The sequence below is a fragment of the Vibrio sp. McD22-P3 genome (assembly GCF_021568915.1).
In the GTDB taxonomy this organism is placed as follows: Bacteria; Pseudomonadota; Gammaproteobacteria; order Enterobacterales; family Vibrionaceae; genus Vibrio; species Vibrio mediterranei.
The window spans coordinates 188,163-204,519 of record NZ_JAKGTN010000003.1 but is presented as its reverse complement, the minus strand read 5'-3'; the positions used below and the strand labels follow the sequence as shown (position 1 = coordinate 204,519).

Below are 16,357 nucleotides of genomic sequence, written 5' to 3'. Positions count from 1 at the left end.
TCTGTTTATCGGTTAGTACGAGTTAGCTTGCTCAAGTGCTAACTGATCAATGTTATTCAGTAGACTCTCAAAATCTGAGAGCGTTAAGCATGGGTTTAGAATCGTGAACTTCAGTGCTGACTGACCGTTCACTACCGTTTCCCCTAACACCGCAACGCCACGTGTTAGTGCTTGTAAACGGATCGCTTTATTCAGCTCATTCAAATCGTTGACGTCATCATTAATAACGCGCAATAAGACCGTTGATAATGATGGCTGTGCCAATAGCTCAAATCGTTCATGCGCTTGAACAAGTTTGGCCACCTCTTGCGTTTGTTCCATCAGATGGTCATACATATCACCTAGTGCCTGTGGACCAACGTTTTGCATCGTCATGAAGACTTTTAGAGCATCGAAACGCTTGGTTGTAGCAATGGATTTATCGACCAAGTTTGGCAGCTCATCGTGCTCTCGATTGAGGTAATCCGCATGATGAAGCAGGTACTTAAAGTTGCTGCGATCTTTTACCAGCAACGAGCCACAACTGATGGTTTGATAGAACAATTTATGAAAATCGACGCTGACGGAGTCCGCTTTTTCAATACCATTAAGCTTGTTTTTGTGACTGCTTAAAATAAGGGCGCCACCGTAAGCACCATCAACGTGGAACCAAAGCTGGTTTTCGGCAGCAATGGTGGCGAGAGAGTTTAGATCATCAATAGCGCCGTGATCTGTCGTCCCTGCTGTTCCGACTAAAGCAAAAGGTATCAAGCCTTCAGCTCTCATCGCTTGTAAGTCAGTGATGAGTGCATCCGTTTTGATGGTACCGTTGTCGTGGGTTGCAACGCAGTGCACGGCTTTTTCACCCAAGCCTAACAACGAGGCTGACTTTTGAACCGTAAAATGCGACTTATCGGAACAAACAATACGAAGTCTATCGGCATAACTCGGAAGACCTTGCTTTTGGATAGAATGACCATCCGTCACATCCGCAATTCGGTCACGTGCCAACAGAAGACCCATTAAATTACTCTGTGTGCCACCACTGGTGAAAATACCATCTGCTGACGCACCAAGCTCATAGCGCTCGCAAAGCCAATCCTGTACTTTTTGCTCAACATAAGTTGCCGCCGATGCTTGGTCCCAAGAATCCATAGATTGATTCAACGCCGCGATCATCGCCTCTGCAGCTACAGCTGGCATTAAAGGTGGTGTATGCAAATGTGCAATACAATTAGGGTGTTGAGTGAATATTGAATGGTCTGCAACCAAACTTGCTGTCTCATCAACAACACGTTGTAGATCATGATGACTACCGTCAAGATTGACATTGTTAATGGCCGATTCAAGCACTTTTGGATCTAACCCCGAATACGGTTTAGAGACACCCTCAAACACTTCTTTCATCGCTTGAGTAGTGTGATTCATTACCTGAGAGAATTCGGTCGCACCTTGCACACCCGTATGGATGAAGTACTTTTTCCACGACTTTGCTTTGTTATCTTGCTGTGACTTTTGCCCGCCACCAGCTACAACGATAGCCTCTTCAATAGTGCGTAATGCAAAATCGATCTGCTCGAAACTGATGATTAGTGGTGGAAGAAAGCGAATAACGGCACCATCACGCCCACCTTTTTCAACCATCAAACCACGTTCTAGCGCGGCGCGCTGTATGCCTAGGGTAAGCTGACCATCGGCAACAGGTTCACCAAACTTGTTGTGTTCACCCGTTGGCTTGACAATCTCGACGCCCAGCATCAGTCCTTTACCGCGAACCTCAGCAATACAGTTTACACGTTGCTTTATTCTGTTGAGGCCAAGCCGTAAGTACTCTCCAGCGACTCTGACATGCTCAACAAGATTGTCGCGCTCGATGATCTCAAGTGCTTTCTCGCCCGAAACCATGGCCAGTTGATTACCGCGGAATGTGCCCGTGTGTTCACCTGCGTTCCACGTATCCACTTTTTTGTTGAATACCAGTAGTGACATCGGCAAGCCGCCGCCAATCGCTTTGGATAAACAGAGAATATCTGGGCTAATCCCCGCTTCTTCAAATGCAAAACGGTAGCCTGTTTTGCCTACGCCGCACTGGATTTCATCCAAAATGAGCAAGATCTCATGCTCATCACAAAGTCGGCGTAGTTCTCTCAGCCAAAACGCCGGAGCAGGGATAACGCCCCCTTCTCCTTGAACTGGCTCAACAATAATGGCAGCTGGTTTCATGATACCGGCTTCATCATCGTTCAATAGTCGTTCGATATAACGAATACTCTGTTTTGCGCCCGCATCGCCACCAAGACCAAACGGACAACGAAGACTATAAGGAAATGGCATGAAGTGAACATCGGACATCAGCCCAGTACGACGCGCTTTGGTGCCAAGGTTACCCATCATTCCCATGGTGCCATTCGTCATACCATGATATGCACCGCGGAAGGCAAACATAGTATTTCTACCCGTAGTTTGCTTCGCCAATTTGATAGCGGCTTCAACAGCGTCGGCACCCGAAGGGCCACAAAACTGAATCACCGATTGGTCAGCGAATTCTTGCGGTAGAAACGCTTTCACTCGTTTGATAAAACGATCTTTCGCTTCTGTCGTAATATCAAGAGTTTGGTACGGTAAACCTGAATCAAGCTGCTGTTTGAGAGCTTGATTGATTTCAGGATGGTTGTAACCCATCGCAAGCGTGCCTGCTCCAGCAAGACAATCAAGAAAGATTTGCCCACGAGTGTCTTCCACCAAAGCACCAAACGCACGCTTGATGGCGATAGGCAGACGACGTGGATAGGAACGAACTTCTGATTCGTGCTCCGCTTGATCAAGTAGAACCTGATCAGGTGTCAGGTCATAGGTGCCTTCAACGTGTGGAACGTGTACCGAAATTGAAGACGCGAATTCTTTGGAATCAAATTCGAATGCTGTACTCATTTTTTGTAACCTAGATTAGGCGTGCGAAATCACTCGCTACGCGCATAGCAAAACAAGTCCCACCGTATTTCAGATGTGACAAAGGCCTAAATGAACTGCTTCATTTAGAAAGGTATTAGCGTTTTGAAATCAAGGCTCTGTGATACTACGGTTTAAGCGCAATACACAGTTTGGAAGTACAAAGCTGATTTTTGAGTGTGAGTTAATCTGTTTCAATGTTGGGTTTCCCATTAACATGCCCTTCTAGGCATCAGTATCCCGTCTACTGGTTATTGGCATAACCAGTACCTACCCTACGTTGTGTCACAATCAGCTTGAATGGTCACAACGCGTCTCCCCCAGATTCATTCCGAGATTGCGCGGGAAAGTAACATAGAAATCATTATCATCGCAACCGTTTTCTCCAGTTACGTTTTGTCTAACTTATGGAAACAACTACCAAAAATATGAAATTGGTTAGATAAAAAAACCGCCTCGTGGGAGGCGGCGTTATTTTATTTTGCTACTTATCCTTTTGATCGCTTAGGCGTTTGGTGGTCGCTTGGCCTATGGTATCTACGTCAACACCATTTTGTTCCAAAAATTTTTCAAACATCGGTAACAGTGGGCCTAAAGTGTCAGCAATTGTATCGCGCACGGTATCAACAACAACTTGAGTGCCACGCTCAATCTCTATATTAACGTCATCACCCACCAGTTTGCCTTCAAAGGTCGTCATACGGCGAGTTTCTGGAATCAGCCACACATCAAACCACCCTTCTTGCTTATCTACTTCTGAAACCGTCAAGCTTGCCCCGTTGATAGCGATATAGCCTTTAGGGAACACGTATGGTTTCCACTCTTTTGGCAACTGAAATTGTATACGGTAGTTATCTTCTTGTTGATGAATAGCAACCAATGGCGTTTTGAAGTCCACGTGTCCTGAAAGCGGATGACCACCAATCTCTGCGCCATCTTTTGCCGCACGCTCCACATTGATTCTCTGGCCTTCTTCAAATGCACTCAATGTGGTGATGTTCAGGCTCTGAAGCATGACGTCAAAAGAGAGACGCGTCTCACTTTGAATTTCGGTAACCGTTAAACATACCCCATCCACAGCGATACTGGCTCCAATTTCAACATCGACGCAAAACCCGGATTCAAAATCGATTTCAAAGGTACGAATGCCGTTAAGATCAGTAATTTTGTCGATTGTCGCGACAGATTGGATAATTCCCGTAAACATAGATGCCTCATTTCACTAGTGAAGTGCCTTTAGTACGGACATCATTACAAAAAGAATCAAGAAGATAAAGAGAGTAGAAAGGAAAAACGAAAAAGCCCAGCATAGTTGCTGGGCTTTCTTGTTTGGAGCGACACACGAGGTTCGAACTCGTGACCTCAACCTTGGCAAGGTTGCGCTCTACCAACTGAGCTAGTGTCGCATTTGTCTTTTCAGACTAATTTGAGATGGTGCCCCGGGCCGGACTTGAACCGGCACAGCGCGAACGCCGAGGGATTTTAAATCCCTTGTGTCTACCAATTCCACCACCAGGGCACACAAAATTCATTGTGATGGAGACACCATCTAGATACCGCTTTCGCCATATCTTTAAAACTTGGAGCGACACACGAGGTTCGAACTCGTGACCTCAACCTTGGCAAGGTTGCGCTCTACCAACTGAGCTAGTGTCGCATATTCTCTAAGAGAGAATGGAGGCGCCTCCCGGAGTCGAACCGAGGTCCACGGATTTGCAATCCGCTGCATAGCCACTCTGCCAAGGCGCCTTCTTGTCACTCTGGACTCTAACTTAATCGCTTTGCTTTAAGCAGTTCCTCTTGAGTACGGGAGGCATTTTACGCAATCAGAGAAATGAGTCAACACGTTTTTTTATATTTTGAATCGTTTGTCTAAGAAACATCCAAAAAGCGCTAATTTGCTCAATTTTCTAGCAAAAACATGCACATTTAGCACTAGAAAACTTGTTTTGCTTTGTTGTTGTATTTATATCTACAAAACCTAAGAACTCTGATATCACTTACCGAAGTGCCTCTCTTCGAGTATTAAAGCATTCAATAGTGACAAAAAAGGCGAGCTCATCGCTCGCCTTCTATTATTCATTATCTCTAATCATCTGCATTCAATAAATCATCTTTAGCAGCAGCTAGATATTGGAACATTGACCAGTAGGTTAATACCGTTGCAACATAAAGTGCACCGAAGCCTAGCCATACCATCCAATCGTCATAGCGCCAGATAAGTACCCATAGAGCAAACATCTGTGTCAGCGTCTTAACTTTGCCTACCCATGAAACAGCAACACTGGCGCGCTTGCCGATTTCAGCCATCCACTCTCTCAAAGCAGAAATGATAATCTCACGTGCAATCATGGTAACAGCAGGAATAGTTACCCAAATGCTGTGGTAGTGTTCAGTAATTAGAATCAACGCAGTAGCAACTAACACTTTGTCAGCGACAGGGTCGATGAAAGCGCCAAATCGAGAGGTTTGACCCAGCTTCCTTGCTAACATCCCATCTAACCAGTCGGTAAAACCGGCCACCCAAAACACCATTGCGGCAGCAAACGGCGCCCAGCTGTATGGGAGATAAAAAACTACAATGAATACGGGGATGAGAAATAATCTCAACAAAGACAGAATGTTAGGTATGTTTAAACGCATATTATTATCGGCTCTTTTCTACTGCGCCTTTATGTTGCGGGATTTTCTCTAGTGTTTCAATGCTTGATAGATGTTTTCTGCCAAAGATTTGCTAATTCCGGGTACTTTGGCGATTTCTTCTACACTGGCTCGCTTAAGTTCTTGCAAACCACCCATGTACTTCAGCAAGGCTTGACGACGCTTAGGACCGATTCCTTCAATCCCTTCTAACGGACTGGTACGTCTTGTTTTAGCACGTTTGGCTCGATGGCCTGCTATCGCATGATCATGACTCTCGTCTCGAATATGCTGAATTAGATGAAGTGCTGGAGCGTCACTTGGTAAGTTAAACTCACGCCCCTCAGGGGTAATTAAAGTTTCTAGTCCCGGTTTACGAGTCACCCCTTTAGCGATACCAATTAGTAATGGATGCTTAGGCCACTCTCCCCAATACTGAGAAACGATTTCAACCGCACGGTTGAGTTGCCCTTTACCACCATCAATAAAAATAACATCAGGAATTTTATCTACGTCGATTTGCTTAGAGTAGCGACGTTCAAGCACCTGTCCCATAGCAGCGTAATCGTCACCGCCAGTAATACCAGTAATGTTGTAGCGACGATACTCTTGCTTTAACGGCCCTTCTTGATTAAACACCACGCAAGATGCAATCGTACTTTCACCCATCGTATGACTGATATCGAAGCATTCCATGCGAGTTATGCTCTCCAACTCAAGTTCTTCTTGAAGGGCTTTGAAGCGCTGGTTGATTGTCATCTTATGATTGATTTTGGTGGTAATTGCCGTTAATGCGTTGGTGTTTGATAGTTTAAGGTAACGACCACGGGATCCCGTCGGGTTGACGTGGAAAATAACTTTCCTTCCAGCAATTTCAGACAGCGCTTCACCTAACGTATTGATATCCTCCACAAGGTCATCATTGAGGATGATTCGCGTAGGGATGGTTCTAGATTCTGTTTGATTCAGATAGTATTGGCTTAAGAAACTGTAAAACACTTCTTTTCGGTCGGTGTTACTTGGGATTTTAGGGAAATGACTGCGGCTACCGAGTACTTTGCCTTGGCGAATCATTAGAATATGGACACAAGCGACACCTTTCTCTTGAGCAAAACCAAGCACATCCATGTCATCATCGCTGTCTTCGGAGACGAACTGCTGCTCTTGAACCCGTCTAATCGCTTGTATCTGGTCACGATATTTAGCCGCATCTTCGAATTTTAGATTACGGCTTGCCTCATCCATTTTCTCCACCAGCATTTGCAATACGTTACTGTCTTTGCCTTGCAGGAAGAGACGTAGCAATCCCACCAATTCTGCATATTCTTCATCGGAGATAATGCTGCTGACACACGGGCCAGCACAACGGCCGATTTGATACATTAGGCATGGACGGCTACGGTTAGCATAGACCGAGTCTTCACACTGACGAACCGGAAAGATCTTTTGAAGAAGGTGAAGAGTTTGCCTAACAGCGCCAGAGTCAGGGTAAGGACCGAAATACTCCCCTTTCTTACGACGTGCCCCTCGATGCATCGAGAGCCGTGGATGTTTGTGTCCAGATAAGAAAATATAGGGATAAGACTTATCGTCTCTCAGCAGTACATTATATTTGGGCAAGTACTGCTTAATATAATTGTGCTCAAGGATCAGTGCTTCGGTTTCTGTATGAGTAACAGTTACATCGATTTTCGCAATATTGCTGACTAAGGCACGTGTCTTTTCGCTATCGACTCGTTTGCGAAAATAGCTAGTAAGGCGTTTTTTGAGGTCTTTGGCTTTACCGACATAAATAACGACCGACTCGGCGTCGTACATTCGGTAGACGCCGGGTTGGTTTGTTACAGTCTTTAGAAATGATGTTGAATCAAAAATGTGTTCCGACACTACAATGTCTCAGTATCTAACATTCCATGTCGAATAGCTAAATGAGTCAGTTCAACATCACCATTGATATCCAGCTTACTAAAAAGTCTGTATCGGTAGCTATTAACTGTTTTCGGGCTCAAGCTCAGTTGCTCTGAAATATCTGTTACCTTCTGTCCTTTGGTGATCATCATCATGATTTGAAGTTCACGTTCAGACAGGTCTTTAAACGGGTTTTCAGACGCTGATGAAAATTGGCTAAGTGCCATTTGCTGAGCAATTTCAGGAGAAATGTATCTCTGACCACTATTGACGAGTCGAATAGCGTTGACCATTTCATCAGGCGCTGCACCTTTGGTTAGGTACCCGGCGGCACCCGCTTGCATTACTTTCGTCGGAAACGGATTTTCCGTATGTACAGTTAGCACGATGATCTTAATGTCTGGATTGTGGCGTAGAATCTTCTTTGTTGCTTCTAAACCGCCAATACCAGGCATATTCATGTCCATTAAAATGACGTCAACATGGTTGCTACGACACCATTTTACGGCTTCTTCACCACTGTCAGCTTCTCCTGCTACATTCATTCCACGGACGTCTTCGATAATACGTCGTATCCCTGTGCGAACCAGTTCGTGATCATCTACAAGGAAAACATTAATCAAACTTGTATCTCCACACTTGTCTATTGGCTCTGCGACCACTTGAGGTTAGTGGATAGCAGCATGGCTAGCTATCTTACCTCATTTGAAACTAAATTGCTCTCGTACAAATCGTGCACAAGCGCAAACTTTGGCAAACACATTACGATGAAGATGAAGCGTCGTCAATCATAAAAACTTTAAAATCATTAGGTTACAAATTAGTCACTCATCCTAGTGCTTAAACGTAACTCCTCGTTTTACTACGATTATTTCCCAATGTTCACCTATGAAACCCAGTACACATCATATGCCAAAAAATCACAAAAACTCGATATAAATCACTATTCTAATTTATACTGTTCGTTACTAAAGTTTAGCGCATATTCATAGATTTTCGCGGTTGGTAAGCCTTTGTTACACTACTCCCTTACATGTGATTATCAACCAATGATATTTTGCTTAAAATTTACGCAAAGCCATTATGCCGGTAGGAAAAAACTGAGTTGGACATCCATAAAGGGTTTCTATTAACCCGACAATCAAGAGACACGCGCCAAGGACCACAGATTGAGTTGTGGATTTCCACTGTGAATGGGCCCGTCCAAATTCTAATTGAGGGTCAGAAACCAGTTTTCTTCGTGCCACGACATTTTGCAGAGCTGGTCGATGACTTAGCATCTGATGCTCGACTTCCTATTGCCCTCAAGCCTGTAGAACTAAAAAGCTTTGAGGGTGAAGACCTCTTCGCGGTCTACAGCCAATCAATTTCCGGTGCGCGCAAGCTTCACGAAGTCTTGTTGAATAATGACATTCTGGTTCTTGAAGCCGATATTAAGTTAGCAGATCGCTTTCTAATGGAGCGTTTTATCCAAGGCAGTTTAGCGGTCACTGGTAACTGTGAAGTGATCAATGCCAACACTTGCAACCAGTACATTCGAATCACTAATGCCAAGTGCAAAGCCTACGACTACACGCCTGAATTAAACGTAGTTTCTCTGGATATAGAGTGCTCTGAGAAAGGCCAGTTGTATTCCATTGGCCTTGATAGCGCGAGGGATAGTCGCGTTATTATGGTAGGTGAAGCGCAGGCGTGCGCGACCCAAGTTCAATGGGTCAACGATGAAAAAGCCTTACTTGTAGCGTTAAATGACTGGTTTAAAACGTTCGACCCCGATGTCATCGTAGGGTGGAATGTCATTGATTTTGATTTTAAGTTACTTAATAAACGAGCAGAATTGAACCATGTGAAGCTCAGTTTGGGTCGAGGCGAGCAGAATATATACTTTCGTACCTTACCTTCTAGTCAGCAAAGCTTTATCACTATTCCGGGACGTGTGGTGTTAGACGGTATTGATACCTTAAAAACCGCCACTTACAGTTTCCGCTCTTGGTCTCTAGAGTCGGTTTCTCAAGAACTGTTAGGCGAAGGAAAAGCGATTCATAACGTGCATGACCGAATGGCAGAAATTAACACCATGTTTCGCCAAGACAAGCCATCACTCGCTAAGTATAACCTGCAAGACTGTGTGTTGGTTAACCGCATCTTTGCACACACCCACTTGCTAGAATTCGCCATTGAACGTACCAAATTAACGGGCGTTGAGCTTGACCGAGTAGGCGGCTCGGTAGCAGCTTTCACTAATCTTTATCTCCCTCGTCTACATCGCTCTCATTACGCGGCACCTAATTTGCACCCTGAGAACTGGGTCGCGAGTCCAGGTGGTTACGTCATGGACTCAATCCCAGGGTTGTATGATTCAGTACTTGTACTCGATTTCAAAAGCCTTTATCCGTCCATTATTCGCTCATTCTTGATCGATCCTATGGGACTGATTGAAGGCTTGAAACTGGAAATTGGTAAAAATGACGACCAAGCCGTAGCAGGATTTAGAGGAGGTCAATTCCATCGGACGCAGCATTTTCTTCCAAATTTAATCGAAGAATTATGGAAAGCGCGCGATGTCGCAAAAGCCAACAATGAAAAAGCATTTTCTCAAGCCATCAAGATCATTATGAACTCGTTTTATGGTGTTTTGGGCTCATCAGGCTGTCGATTTTTCGATACTCGTCTAGCCTCCTCAATTACCATGCGTGGCCATGAGATAATGAAAACATCGAAACGCTTGATTGAAGAAAAAGGCTATCAAGTTATTTATGGTGACACCGATTCAACCTTTGTTTCATTGAATGGTAAGTTCGATGCTCAAAGCGCGGATGATATTGGTAACCAACTTATCGACTATCTGAATACGTGGTGGGCCGATCATCTCAAGAACGAGTACAACTTAACGTCCATTTTGGAATTGGAGTATGAAACCCACTATCAGAAGTTTCTAATGCCAACAATAAGAGGTTCCGAAACCGGATCTAAAAAGCGTTATGCAGGGTTAATTGGAGATGGTGACAAGGAACGACTGATCTTCAAAGGATTGGAAAGTGCCAGAACCGACTGGACTGCACTGGCGCAACAATTTCAGCAAAAACTCTATATGATGGTGTTCAAAAACCAAGATCCATCTGACTATGTCCGTTCATTTGTGGAAAGCACTTCACGAGGTGAGTTTGATGACCAATTAGTCTATCAAAAGCGCCTGCGCAGAAAACTGCATGAGTATCAAAAGAATATTCCCCCTCAAGTACGAGCGGCTCGCATGGCAGACGACATCAACCAACAATTGGGACGACCATTGCAATACCAAAACAAGGGAAGAATAGAGTATGTCATTACTTTAAATGGACCCGAGCCGGTTGAGTATCAGCGTTCACCCATTGATTATCAACACTACATTGATAAGCAACTGCGGCCGATTGCTGAGGCAATATTACCTTTTATTGGTCAAAGCTTTGATGATTTGAGTGCGCCTCAAATGGGGCTCTTCTAATAGTAAAGTTAGCCAATTTTGAATTCTGTTTTCTTGTACTCATTAGCAATCCATGTGCCAAATTCATCCAAGATACCCACCACTGAACGTTTGGGAATGACTCGATTACCTAACAAGATCCCAAGACGTTCAACAGTTTGCTGGCGCTCCGGAAAATAGTTTAAGAATTGCAAACCACACTCCTTGGGTTCATCTATCCACTTCTTGTGTTTATGTAGAACAAGTCCATAAGCAGCACGTAAGAGTTTCTTCGCCATCTGGCGCTGCGCCATTAGCATTTGGTCTTTTGTTGTTGCTTGGGCAATTTCGCTACGCAGATTGATAGAGCTCTCTGCAATATCCATATTCCACTGCTTAGAAATTTCCCAGCTAGGAATATACTCGCCAAAACACTCGGCCAAGTTTTCACCATACACATTCATACAGCACTGCTTAAGTAAGAAACCCCACGTAAACAATGCATCAAGTGATACCACTTGCTTTACGAGCGCAGTACGTATCGAGATACCTCGTACAAAGGGAAACTCTTTTTGAAAGCGCCAATTAATACTGTTGAAAAGAGACGTTCGACTGTCACTGAATGATTGATGAGTAACCACAACAACATCCAGATTGGATATGCTAGGGATGGCTCGCCCCTGCGCCACGGAACCATAGATATAAACGCTGTGGAGATTGTCTTTAAGCCCAGCTTTCAAACAAGCTAATAGGTCCTGGACGACATCAACATATTGAGGTTGAGCTACCAGCGATGAAAGTGAATTCGGAGTATGCACGATATCGATTTAGAGTACTGCGGATAGATCTATTCTACGTTTCGAAATGTCGAGATTCAATGCTCAAATGAATCATGGCCAGCATCACATGTTTCTTGAGCAAAGCCCGACTTCGGACGTATAATTGTCTGTCTAAACAAAAAACGAAGGAAATATTCCCATGCCTAAGGCAAGTGAGCTAAAAAAAGGTTTTGCGATTGAGTCAAATGGCAAAACGTTGCTAATCAAAGATATCGAAGTAACGACTCCAGGCGGTCGTGGCGGGGCAAAGATCTATAAATTGCGTTGTACTGATTTGGCAACAGGCTCAAGAGTTGATGAGCGTTTCAAGTCTGATGATACTCTAGAAACCGTTGAAATGAACAAGCGTAACGTGACATTCTCTTACGTTGATGGTGATGAGTATATCTTTATGGATAACGAAGATTACAGCCAGTTCACGTTCAAACATAACGAAATTGAAGACGATCTACTGTTCATCAATGAAGACACTCAAGGTGTACAAGTTATTCTAGTAAACGGCAGTGCTGTGGGTCTTGAACTTCCTTCTTCTGTCGAGCTCGTTATCGAAGAAACTGACCCGTCAATCAAGGGCGCATCAGCATCTGCTCGTACAAAACCAGCTCGTCTGTCAACAGGTCTAACCGTACAAGTACCTGAGTACATCGCGACAGGTGACCGTGTAGTGATCAACACTGCAGAACGTAAATACATGAACAGAGCATAAGTTATGTCAGAACTGATTTCATACGATGACGTTATCGAAGCGGCCTACGACATCTTCCTAGAGATGGCCCCTGATAATCTTGAACCTGCAGATGTCATTCTTTTCACCGCACAGTTCGACGACCGTGGGGCTGCTGAGGTTGTAGAAACAGGTTTGGATTGGGCTGAACAGGTAGGATTCGACGTTGATGAAACCTACGCAGAAGTGCGTATTGGGTTGGTAAACGAAGAAGACGATGTTCTTGATGATGTGTTCGCGCGCTTATTGGTAAGCCGTGATCCAGAGAATAAGTTCTGTCATATCCTTTGGAAGCGCGATTAATCGTTGGTTTCCATCCATTAAAAAAGCTCAGCAAACGCTGAGCTTTTTATTTTACGCTAAGTATTGAGTACTGACATAAATCACTACCAAACATAGGTCATAGAAATACCTGCACCCTGAGATGAAGCCCACGGCAACAGTTGAACATTTGGGTCCAACTTGTCGGTAAACATCCAGCCAGTAAAGACACCGATAGCCGCACCCGCAGCAACATCGCGCCAATAGTGTTTGTCTGCTTGTACACGGCCAACGCCTACTAAAGTTGCGACTCCATATGCGGGTAAGCCGACCTGCCACCCATGCCTTATGTGTAAGGTAGTTGCAGAAGCAAATGCATTTGCCGTATGGTTCGATGGAAAGCTTTTGTTATCGCTACCGTCCGGTCTCGGTGCATCGATCGTATGTTTTCCTACCAAACCGATAGCCGAGGCAGAGCCAATACTCAAACCTGCCTGCCAAACACCTTCCCAATCTTCTTGGTAGGCTGGTAACCCCGCCGCTAAACCAACCAATCCATAGGCGCCAATATCGCTGAATAAATCCCAGTTATCCTTATTAGAGGCAGACGCCAACGAGCTAATAAGTACGCCCAAGATTAATAGAAAGAAACGTTGCATGACAGAAACTTACCGTAAGAAAAACTGGCAAAGAGTCTACCTGAAGTTCAGGTAAATGAATACGTCATGCAATGTCTATTTACTATTTCAATACTCACTGGCTTTCTGGAAAGCTTACTTTCTGGAAAGCTTAGTCGCCTGCTTCTTTAGCTCGAAATCAAACTCATCAGGGAATAAAATAACCCCTTCTTCATTTTGATTTGGGAACACAACCACAGCCAATTCGTCATCTTCCAAACCATAGGTCCAGCGGCTATGCCATTTATTTAGAGAGATAGCTTCAGCTTTGCAGTGATCCCACTCTCCTGTAGCCCATTGCTCAGCTAACTCTTGGTGCGGCCAAACTGGAACACAATCTTCATCTTCCGTATTTAACATGACACAACCATGTTCATCGGTCAGAATCCAAATCTGACGTTCTTGAACCATAGTCTTCACACTGTACTTCAGCCGTTTCTCTTCGTCATAGCTGGAGATTTCATCGATTTGCTGTTGCTCTAATGCCATCACTGAACACCTTTATGTAGATTCGAAAATTAAAAAACCCCAGTACCTTAGATACTAGGGCTTTTTTCAAACTTAGTGAATAATTACACCAGCTCGTTCTGAAGCCAAGGCCAACCTTGCTTCTTACGGCTTAGTGTATTCTCCATCATAAGCATGCCGTTTTCTTCGTGCTTAACCAGCTTCTCAGCCCACTCGCCTTTGTAGATTAGGCGAGTTTGTGCTGTTGTGATATCCGTTAGCATTACCGCTGCAAACGCTAGGCCTTGTTCTTCACAACGACGAGTTAAGTCTGCTTCAAGCGCGTCAATCATGCCATCTACTTGCTCAAGTGTCGCAAGTTCAACTTGGCCAACAACCACATCACGACCATTGAATGGGTATGCTTTAAGGTCTTTTTCTACTAGCTCAGCAGCAGACAGGCCTTCGATGTTTGTTTTTGCAATCAGAAGATCTTTGATAAATGCATCAAGATCTTCAACACCAGCGATCTCTGCTAGTTCCGCTACTGCATCTTTATCTTTTTGAGTACACGTTGGTGAAGCGAAGCCTACAGTGTCAGACAAAATTGCAGACATCATTAGGATAGCGAGAGGACGAGTGATCTCAGCGTTTTCCATCTTGAATAGATTGAACAAGATAGTACATGTACAACCCACAGGCCAAATCCAAGCTTCAAGAGGGTTAACGGTCATGACGTCACCTAAACGGTGGTGGTCAACAATACCTAGAATTTCAGCTTCATTGATATCATCTGGTGCTTGAGCCAGATCGGTGTAATCAACTAACCATACTTTTTCACCAGCAACGCTAGTGCGAAGTTCTGGTTGATCAACACCTGCTGTGGCAAGGATATGTTGAGTTTCACGGTTAATTTCACCTTGGCGAACTGGCTGTGCTTCAAGACCACGAGCTTTTAGAAGTTCTGTTGCAACGAGTGCACCACAAATGCTATCACTATCTGGGTTTTTATGACCGACAACTAAAATCATTTTGCTTCCTAACTAATTCTGATCATCAGGCTCATGCGCCTGCTTTACATCTCACAAAGGTCGTTACTTTACCTGAATTTCTAAATTTGTCATCGGTTGATGTCAGATTCGTTCTATTTCTTCGCGTAGAAAACCACATTAATGACATTGAGAATTATTCTCACTCATGTATAATGATAACAATTCTCATTTGATATCGGTAAAATGTATGCAACAGGTAAAAAACCTCGCTATCGTGAATGGATTAACTATCGACCAGTTCACACCAAAGTATAAGCGTCTCATACTACCTATTGCTATGGCTGCCCTACTCGCCTCTAGCGTTACTAGAGAAGTCACAATGAATGCGCTTTCCGATGCTTTCTGGGCAGTCTCCTGCTATGTCGTATTTACCTTAGTCGTTTATCATCAAATATCTCAACTGATATCTAGTCAAAACCGACTCGTCGAGCTTTACCACCACTCACCAACACATCAAGTTGTCTTTTCTTCGTTGTTAGGGGCTCTGCCCGGCTGTGGTGGCGCCATAATTGTCACAACGCAGTTTGTTTCCGGTCGAGTTGGCTTCGGTTCCGTCGTTGCGGTATTAACGGCAACAATGGGTGATGCCGCATTCTTGATTCTAGCGAGTAAACCTAGCGTGGGATTAGGCCTTGTCGCGATGGGTGTCGTTGTCGGGATGATCTCAGGGTTAATTGTAAACAAAATACACGCTGCCGATTTCCTGCGCCCTAAATCCGCTAATCCTTCGGCAAAACGCGTCTCACAAGTAAATAACACAGATAATACCGATTGCACATGCAAAACCACACAGGAATCAACGGGGGTTCAAAGAGCAGCGATCAATCTACAAGGACTATTCTGGAAGTGGATTATTGTGCCCGCTTTGATAATTGCCTTTGCCATGTCATTTCAGGTCGACATAAACCAAGTACTTGGTTTGCCAGCGAACAGTATTGAGTGGACTGGTGCGGTCTTAGCGGTGGTAATGATGTTTTTGTGGGCCTTCACCAAAGAAATCAACGACTATCAAAGCACGGTCGCAGAAGACGCTAAAATCGCGTCATCACACCCAATGCAAAAAGCAGCACAAGACACTCATTTTGTAAGTGCTTGGGTCATAGTGGCGTTTTTGTTTTTTGAGCTAAGTGTCCACTTTGCACATATCGATTTAGGTTCTGCGCTATCTGGTTATGGCGTTTATATGCCTCTTGTAGGAATGCTGGTTGGTCTACTACCGGGTTGCGGACCGCAAATTTTGGTAACTAGTCTTTATATTACTGGTGCGATGCCAATGTCCGCGCAAGTTTCGAATGCTATCTCTAACGATGGGGATGCTTTGTTTCCTGCTATCGCACTCGCTCCTAAAGCTGCGTTAGCCGCTACATTTTACTCGGCAATACCCGCAATCGTCGTGGGTTACGGGTATTACTGGTTGTTTGAACTATAATTCTGTCAAC

At 44.3% G+C, this 16,357-nt stretch carries 13 protein-coding genes and 4 tRNA genes; 4 read left to right on the top strand and 13 right to left on the bottom strand.

Annotation, left to right across the window (positions count from 1 at the left end; all coding sequences use genetic code 11):
• Positions 1–12 precede the first annotated feature (12 nt).
• The 9 genes from L2W36_RS04875 to uvrY form a co-directional block, all read right to left on the bottom strand.
• A complete protein-coding gene (locus tag L2W36_RS04875; RefSeq protein WP_236109459.1) occupies positions 13–2,910 on the bottom strand; it encodes a pyridoxal phosphate-dependent class III aminotransferase in 2,898 nt (965 codons plus the stop codon).
• A gap of 502 nt (positions 2,911–3,412) precedes the next feature.
• Complete coding sequence (locus L2W36_RS04870; RefSeq protein ID WP_006075492.1) at positions 3,413–4,135, bottom strand: riboflavin synthase; 723 nt, start codon at positions 4,133–4,135, stop codon at positions 3,413–3,415.
• 123 nt (positions 4,136–4,258) lie between these two features.
• A tRNA-Gly gene (locus L2W36_RS04865) sits at positions 4,259–4,334 on the bottom strand.
• A gap of 26 nt (positions 4,335–4,360) precedes the next feature.
• A tRNA-Leu gene (locus tag L2W36_RS04860) sits at positions 4,361–4,447 on the bottom strand.
• Positions 4,448–4,509: 62 nt separating this feature from the next.
• Positions 4,510–4,585, bottom strand: a tRNA-Gly gene (locus tag L2W36_RS04855).
• An 18-nt stretch (positions 4,586–4,603) separates the two neighbouring features.
• Positions 4,604–4,677: transfer RNA gene (locus L2W36_RS04850), tRNA-Cys, on the bottom strand.
• 339 nt (positions 4,678–5,016) lie between these two features.
• The gene (pgsA, locus tag L2W36_RS04845) at positions 5,017–5,571 is read right to left on the bottom strand and encodes a CDP-diacylglycerol--glycerol-3-phosphate 3-phosphatidyltransferase (protein ID WP_038225942.1); all 555 of its coding nucleotides are present in this window, start codon (positions 5,569–5,571) and stop codon (positions 5,017–5,019) included.
• A gap of 48 nt (positions 5,572–5,619) precedes the next feature.
• Positions 5,620–7,455 carry an excinuclease ABC subunit UvrC gene (gene uvrC, locus L2W36_RS04840; protein WP_236109458.1) on the bottom strand — a complete coding sequence of 612 codons (1,836 nt, stop codon included), beginning with the start codon at positions 7,453–7,455 and terminating at the stop codon, positions 5,620–5,622.
• On the bottom strand, positions 7,455–8,099 hold the full coding sequence (gene uvrY, locus L2W36_RS04835) for a UvrY/SirA/GacA family response regulator transcription factor (RefSeq protein WP_006075673.1): 645 nt from the start codon (positions 8,097–8,099) through the stop codon (positions 7,455–7,457). Before uvrY ends, uvrC begins: the two co-directional genes overlap by 1 nt.
• A 482-nt stretch (positions 8,100–8,581) precedes the next feature.
• Between uvrY and L2W36_RS04830 the strand changes: the two genes are divergently transcribed.
• Positions 8,582–10,960 (top strand): DNA polymerase II, encoded by a 2,379-nt coding sequence (locus L2W36_RS04830; RefSeq protein ID WP_236109457.1) that lies wholly within the window; start codon positions 8,582–8,584, stop codon positions 10,958–10,960.
• 8 nt (positions 10,961–10,968) lie between these two features.
• Here the strand turns inward: L2W36_RS04830 and L2W36_RS04825 are convergent, their stop codons facing one another.
• Complete coding sequence (locus L2W36_RS04825; RefSeq protein WP_236109456.1) at positions 10,969–11,736, bottom strand: nucleotidyltransferase domain-containing protein; 768 nt, start codon at positions 11,734–11,736, stop codon at positions 10,969–10,971.
• Positions 11,737–11,896: 160 nt separating this feature from the next.
• On the opposite strand from L2W36_RS04825, the gene efpL reads away from it, so the two are divergent.
• Positions 11,897–12,463, top strand: a complete 567-nt coding sequence (gene efpL / locus L2W36_RS04820) for an elongation factor P-like protein EfpL (RefSeq protein ID WP_006075135.1) — start codon at positions 11,897–11,899, stop codon at positions 12,461–12,463.
• A gap of 3 nt (positions 12,464–12,466) precedes the next feature.
• Positions 12,467–12,784, top strand: a complete 318-nt coding sequence (locus L2W36_RS04815; RefSeq protein WP_006075134.1) for an HI1450 family dsDNA-mimic protein — start codon at positions 12,467–12,469, stop codon at positions 12,782–12,784.
• A gap of 83 nt (positions 12,785–12,867) precedes the next feature.
• Here the strand turns inward: L2W36_RS04815 and L2W36_RS04810 are convergent, their stop codons facing one another.
• From L2W36_RS04810 to L2W36_RS04800, 3 genes are all read right to left on the bottom strand, one after another.
• On the bottom strand, positions 12,868–13,401 hold the full coding sequence (locus L2W36_RS04810) for a phosphatase PAP2 family protein (RefSeq protein ID WP_006075133.1): 534 nt from the start codon (positions 13,399–13,401) through the stop codon (positions 12,868–12,870).
• A gap of 114 nt (positions 13,402–13,515) precedes the next feature.
• Positions 13,516–13,908 carry a DUF2750 domain-containing protein gene (locus L2W36_RS04805; RefSeq protein WP_006075132.1) on the bottom strand — a complete coding sequence of 131 codons (393 nt, stop codon included), beginning with the start codon at positions 13,906–13,908 and terminating at the stop codon, positions 13,516–13,518.
• Positions 13,909–13,991: 83 nt separating this feature from the next.
• A complete protein-coding gene (locus tag L2W36_RS04800; RefSeq protein WP_006075131.1) occupies positions 13,992–14,897 on the bottom strand; it encodes a manganese-dependent inorganic pyrophosphatase in 906 nt (301 codons plus the stop codon).
• Between the two features lie 208 nt (positions 14,898–15,105).
• Between L2W36_RS04800 and L2W36_RS04795 the strand changes: the two genes are divergently transcribed.
• Complete coding sequence (locus tag L2W36_RS04795) at positions 15,106–16,347, top strand: putative manganese transporter (protein ID WP_062457162.1); 1,242 nt, start codon at positions 15,106–15,108, stop codon at positions 16,345–16,347.
• Positions 16,348–16,357 lie beyond the last annotated feature (10 nt).

What these genes read in the sequence shown, in the direction of transcription:
- pgsA (WP_038225942.1), bottom strand. Translation starts at nt 5,571, where the DNA reads ATGCGTTTAAACATACCTAACATTCTGTCTTTGTTGAGATTATTTCTC.
- L2W36_RS04870 (WP_006075492.1), bottom strand. Translation starts at nt 4,135, where the DNA reads ATGTTTACGGGAATTATCCAATCTGTCGCGACAATCGACAAAATTACT.
- L2W36_RS04805 (WP_006075132.1), bottom strand. Translation starts at nt 13,908, where the DNA reads ATGGCATTAGAGCAACAGCAAATCGATGAAATCTCCAGCTATGACGAA.
- L2W36_RS04810 (WP_006075133.1), bottom strand. Translation starts at nt 13,401, where the DNA reads ATGCAACGTTTCTTTCTATTAATCTTGGGCGTACTTATTAGCTCGTTG.
- L2W36_RS04875 (WP_236109459.1), bottom strand. Translation starts at nt 2,910, where the DNA reads ATGAGTACAGCATTCGAATTTGATTCCAAAGAATTCGCGTCTTCAATT.
- L2W36_RS04800 (WP_006075131.1), bottom strand. Translation starts at nt 14,897, where the DNA reads ATGATTTTAGTTGTCGGTCATAAAAACCCAGATAGTGATAGCATTTGT.
- efpL (WP_006075135.1), top strand. Translation starts at nt 11,897, where the DNA reads ATGCCTAAGGCAAGTGAGCTAAAAAAAGGTTTTGCGATTGAGTCAAAT.
- L2W36_RS04795 (WP_062457162.1), top strand. Translation starts at nt 15,106, where the DNA reads ATGCAACAGGTAAAAAACCTCGCTATCGTGAATGGATTAACTATCGAC.
- L2W36_RS04815 (WP_006075134.1), top strand. Translation starts at nt 12,467, where the DNA reads ATGTCAGAACTGATTTCATACGATGACGTTATCGAAGCGGCCTACGAC.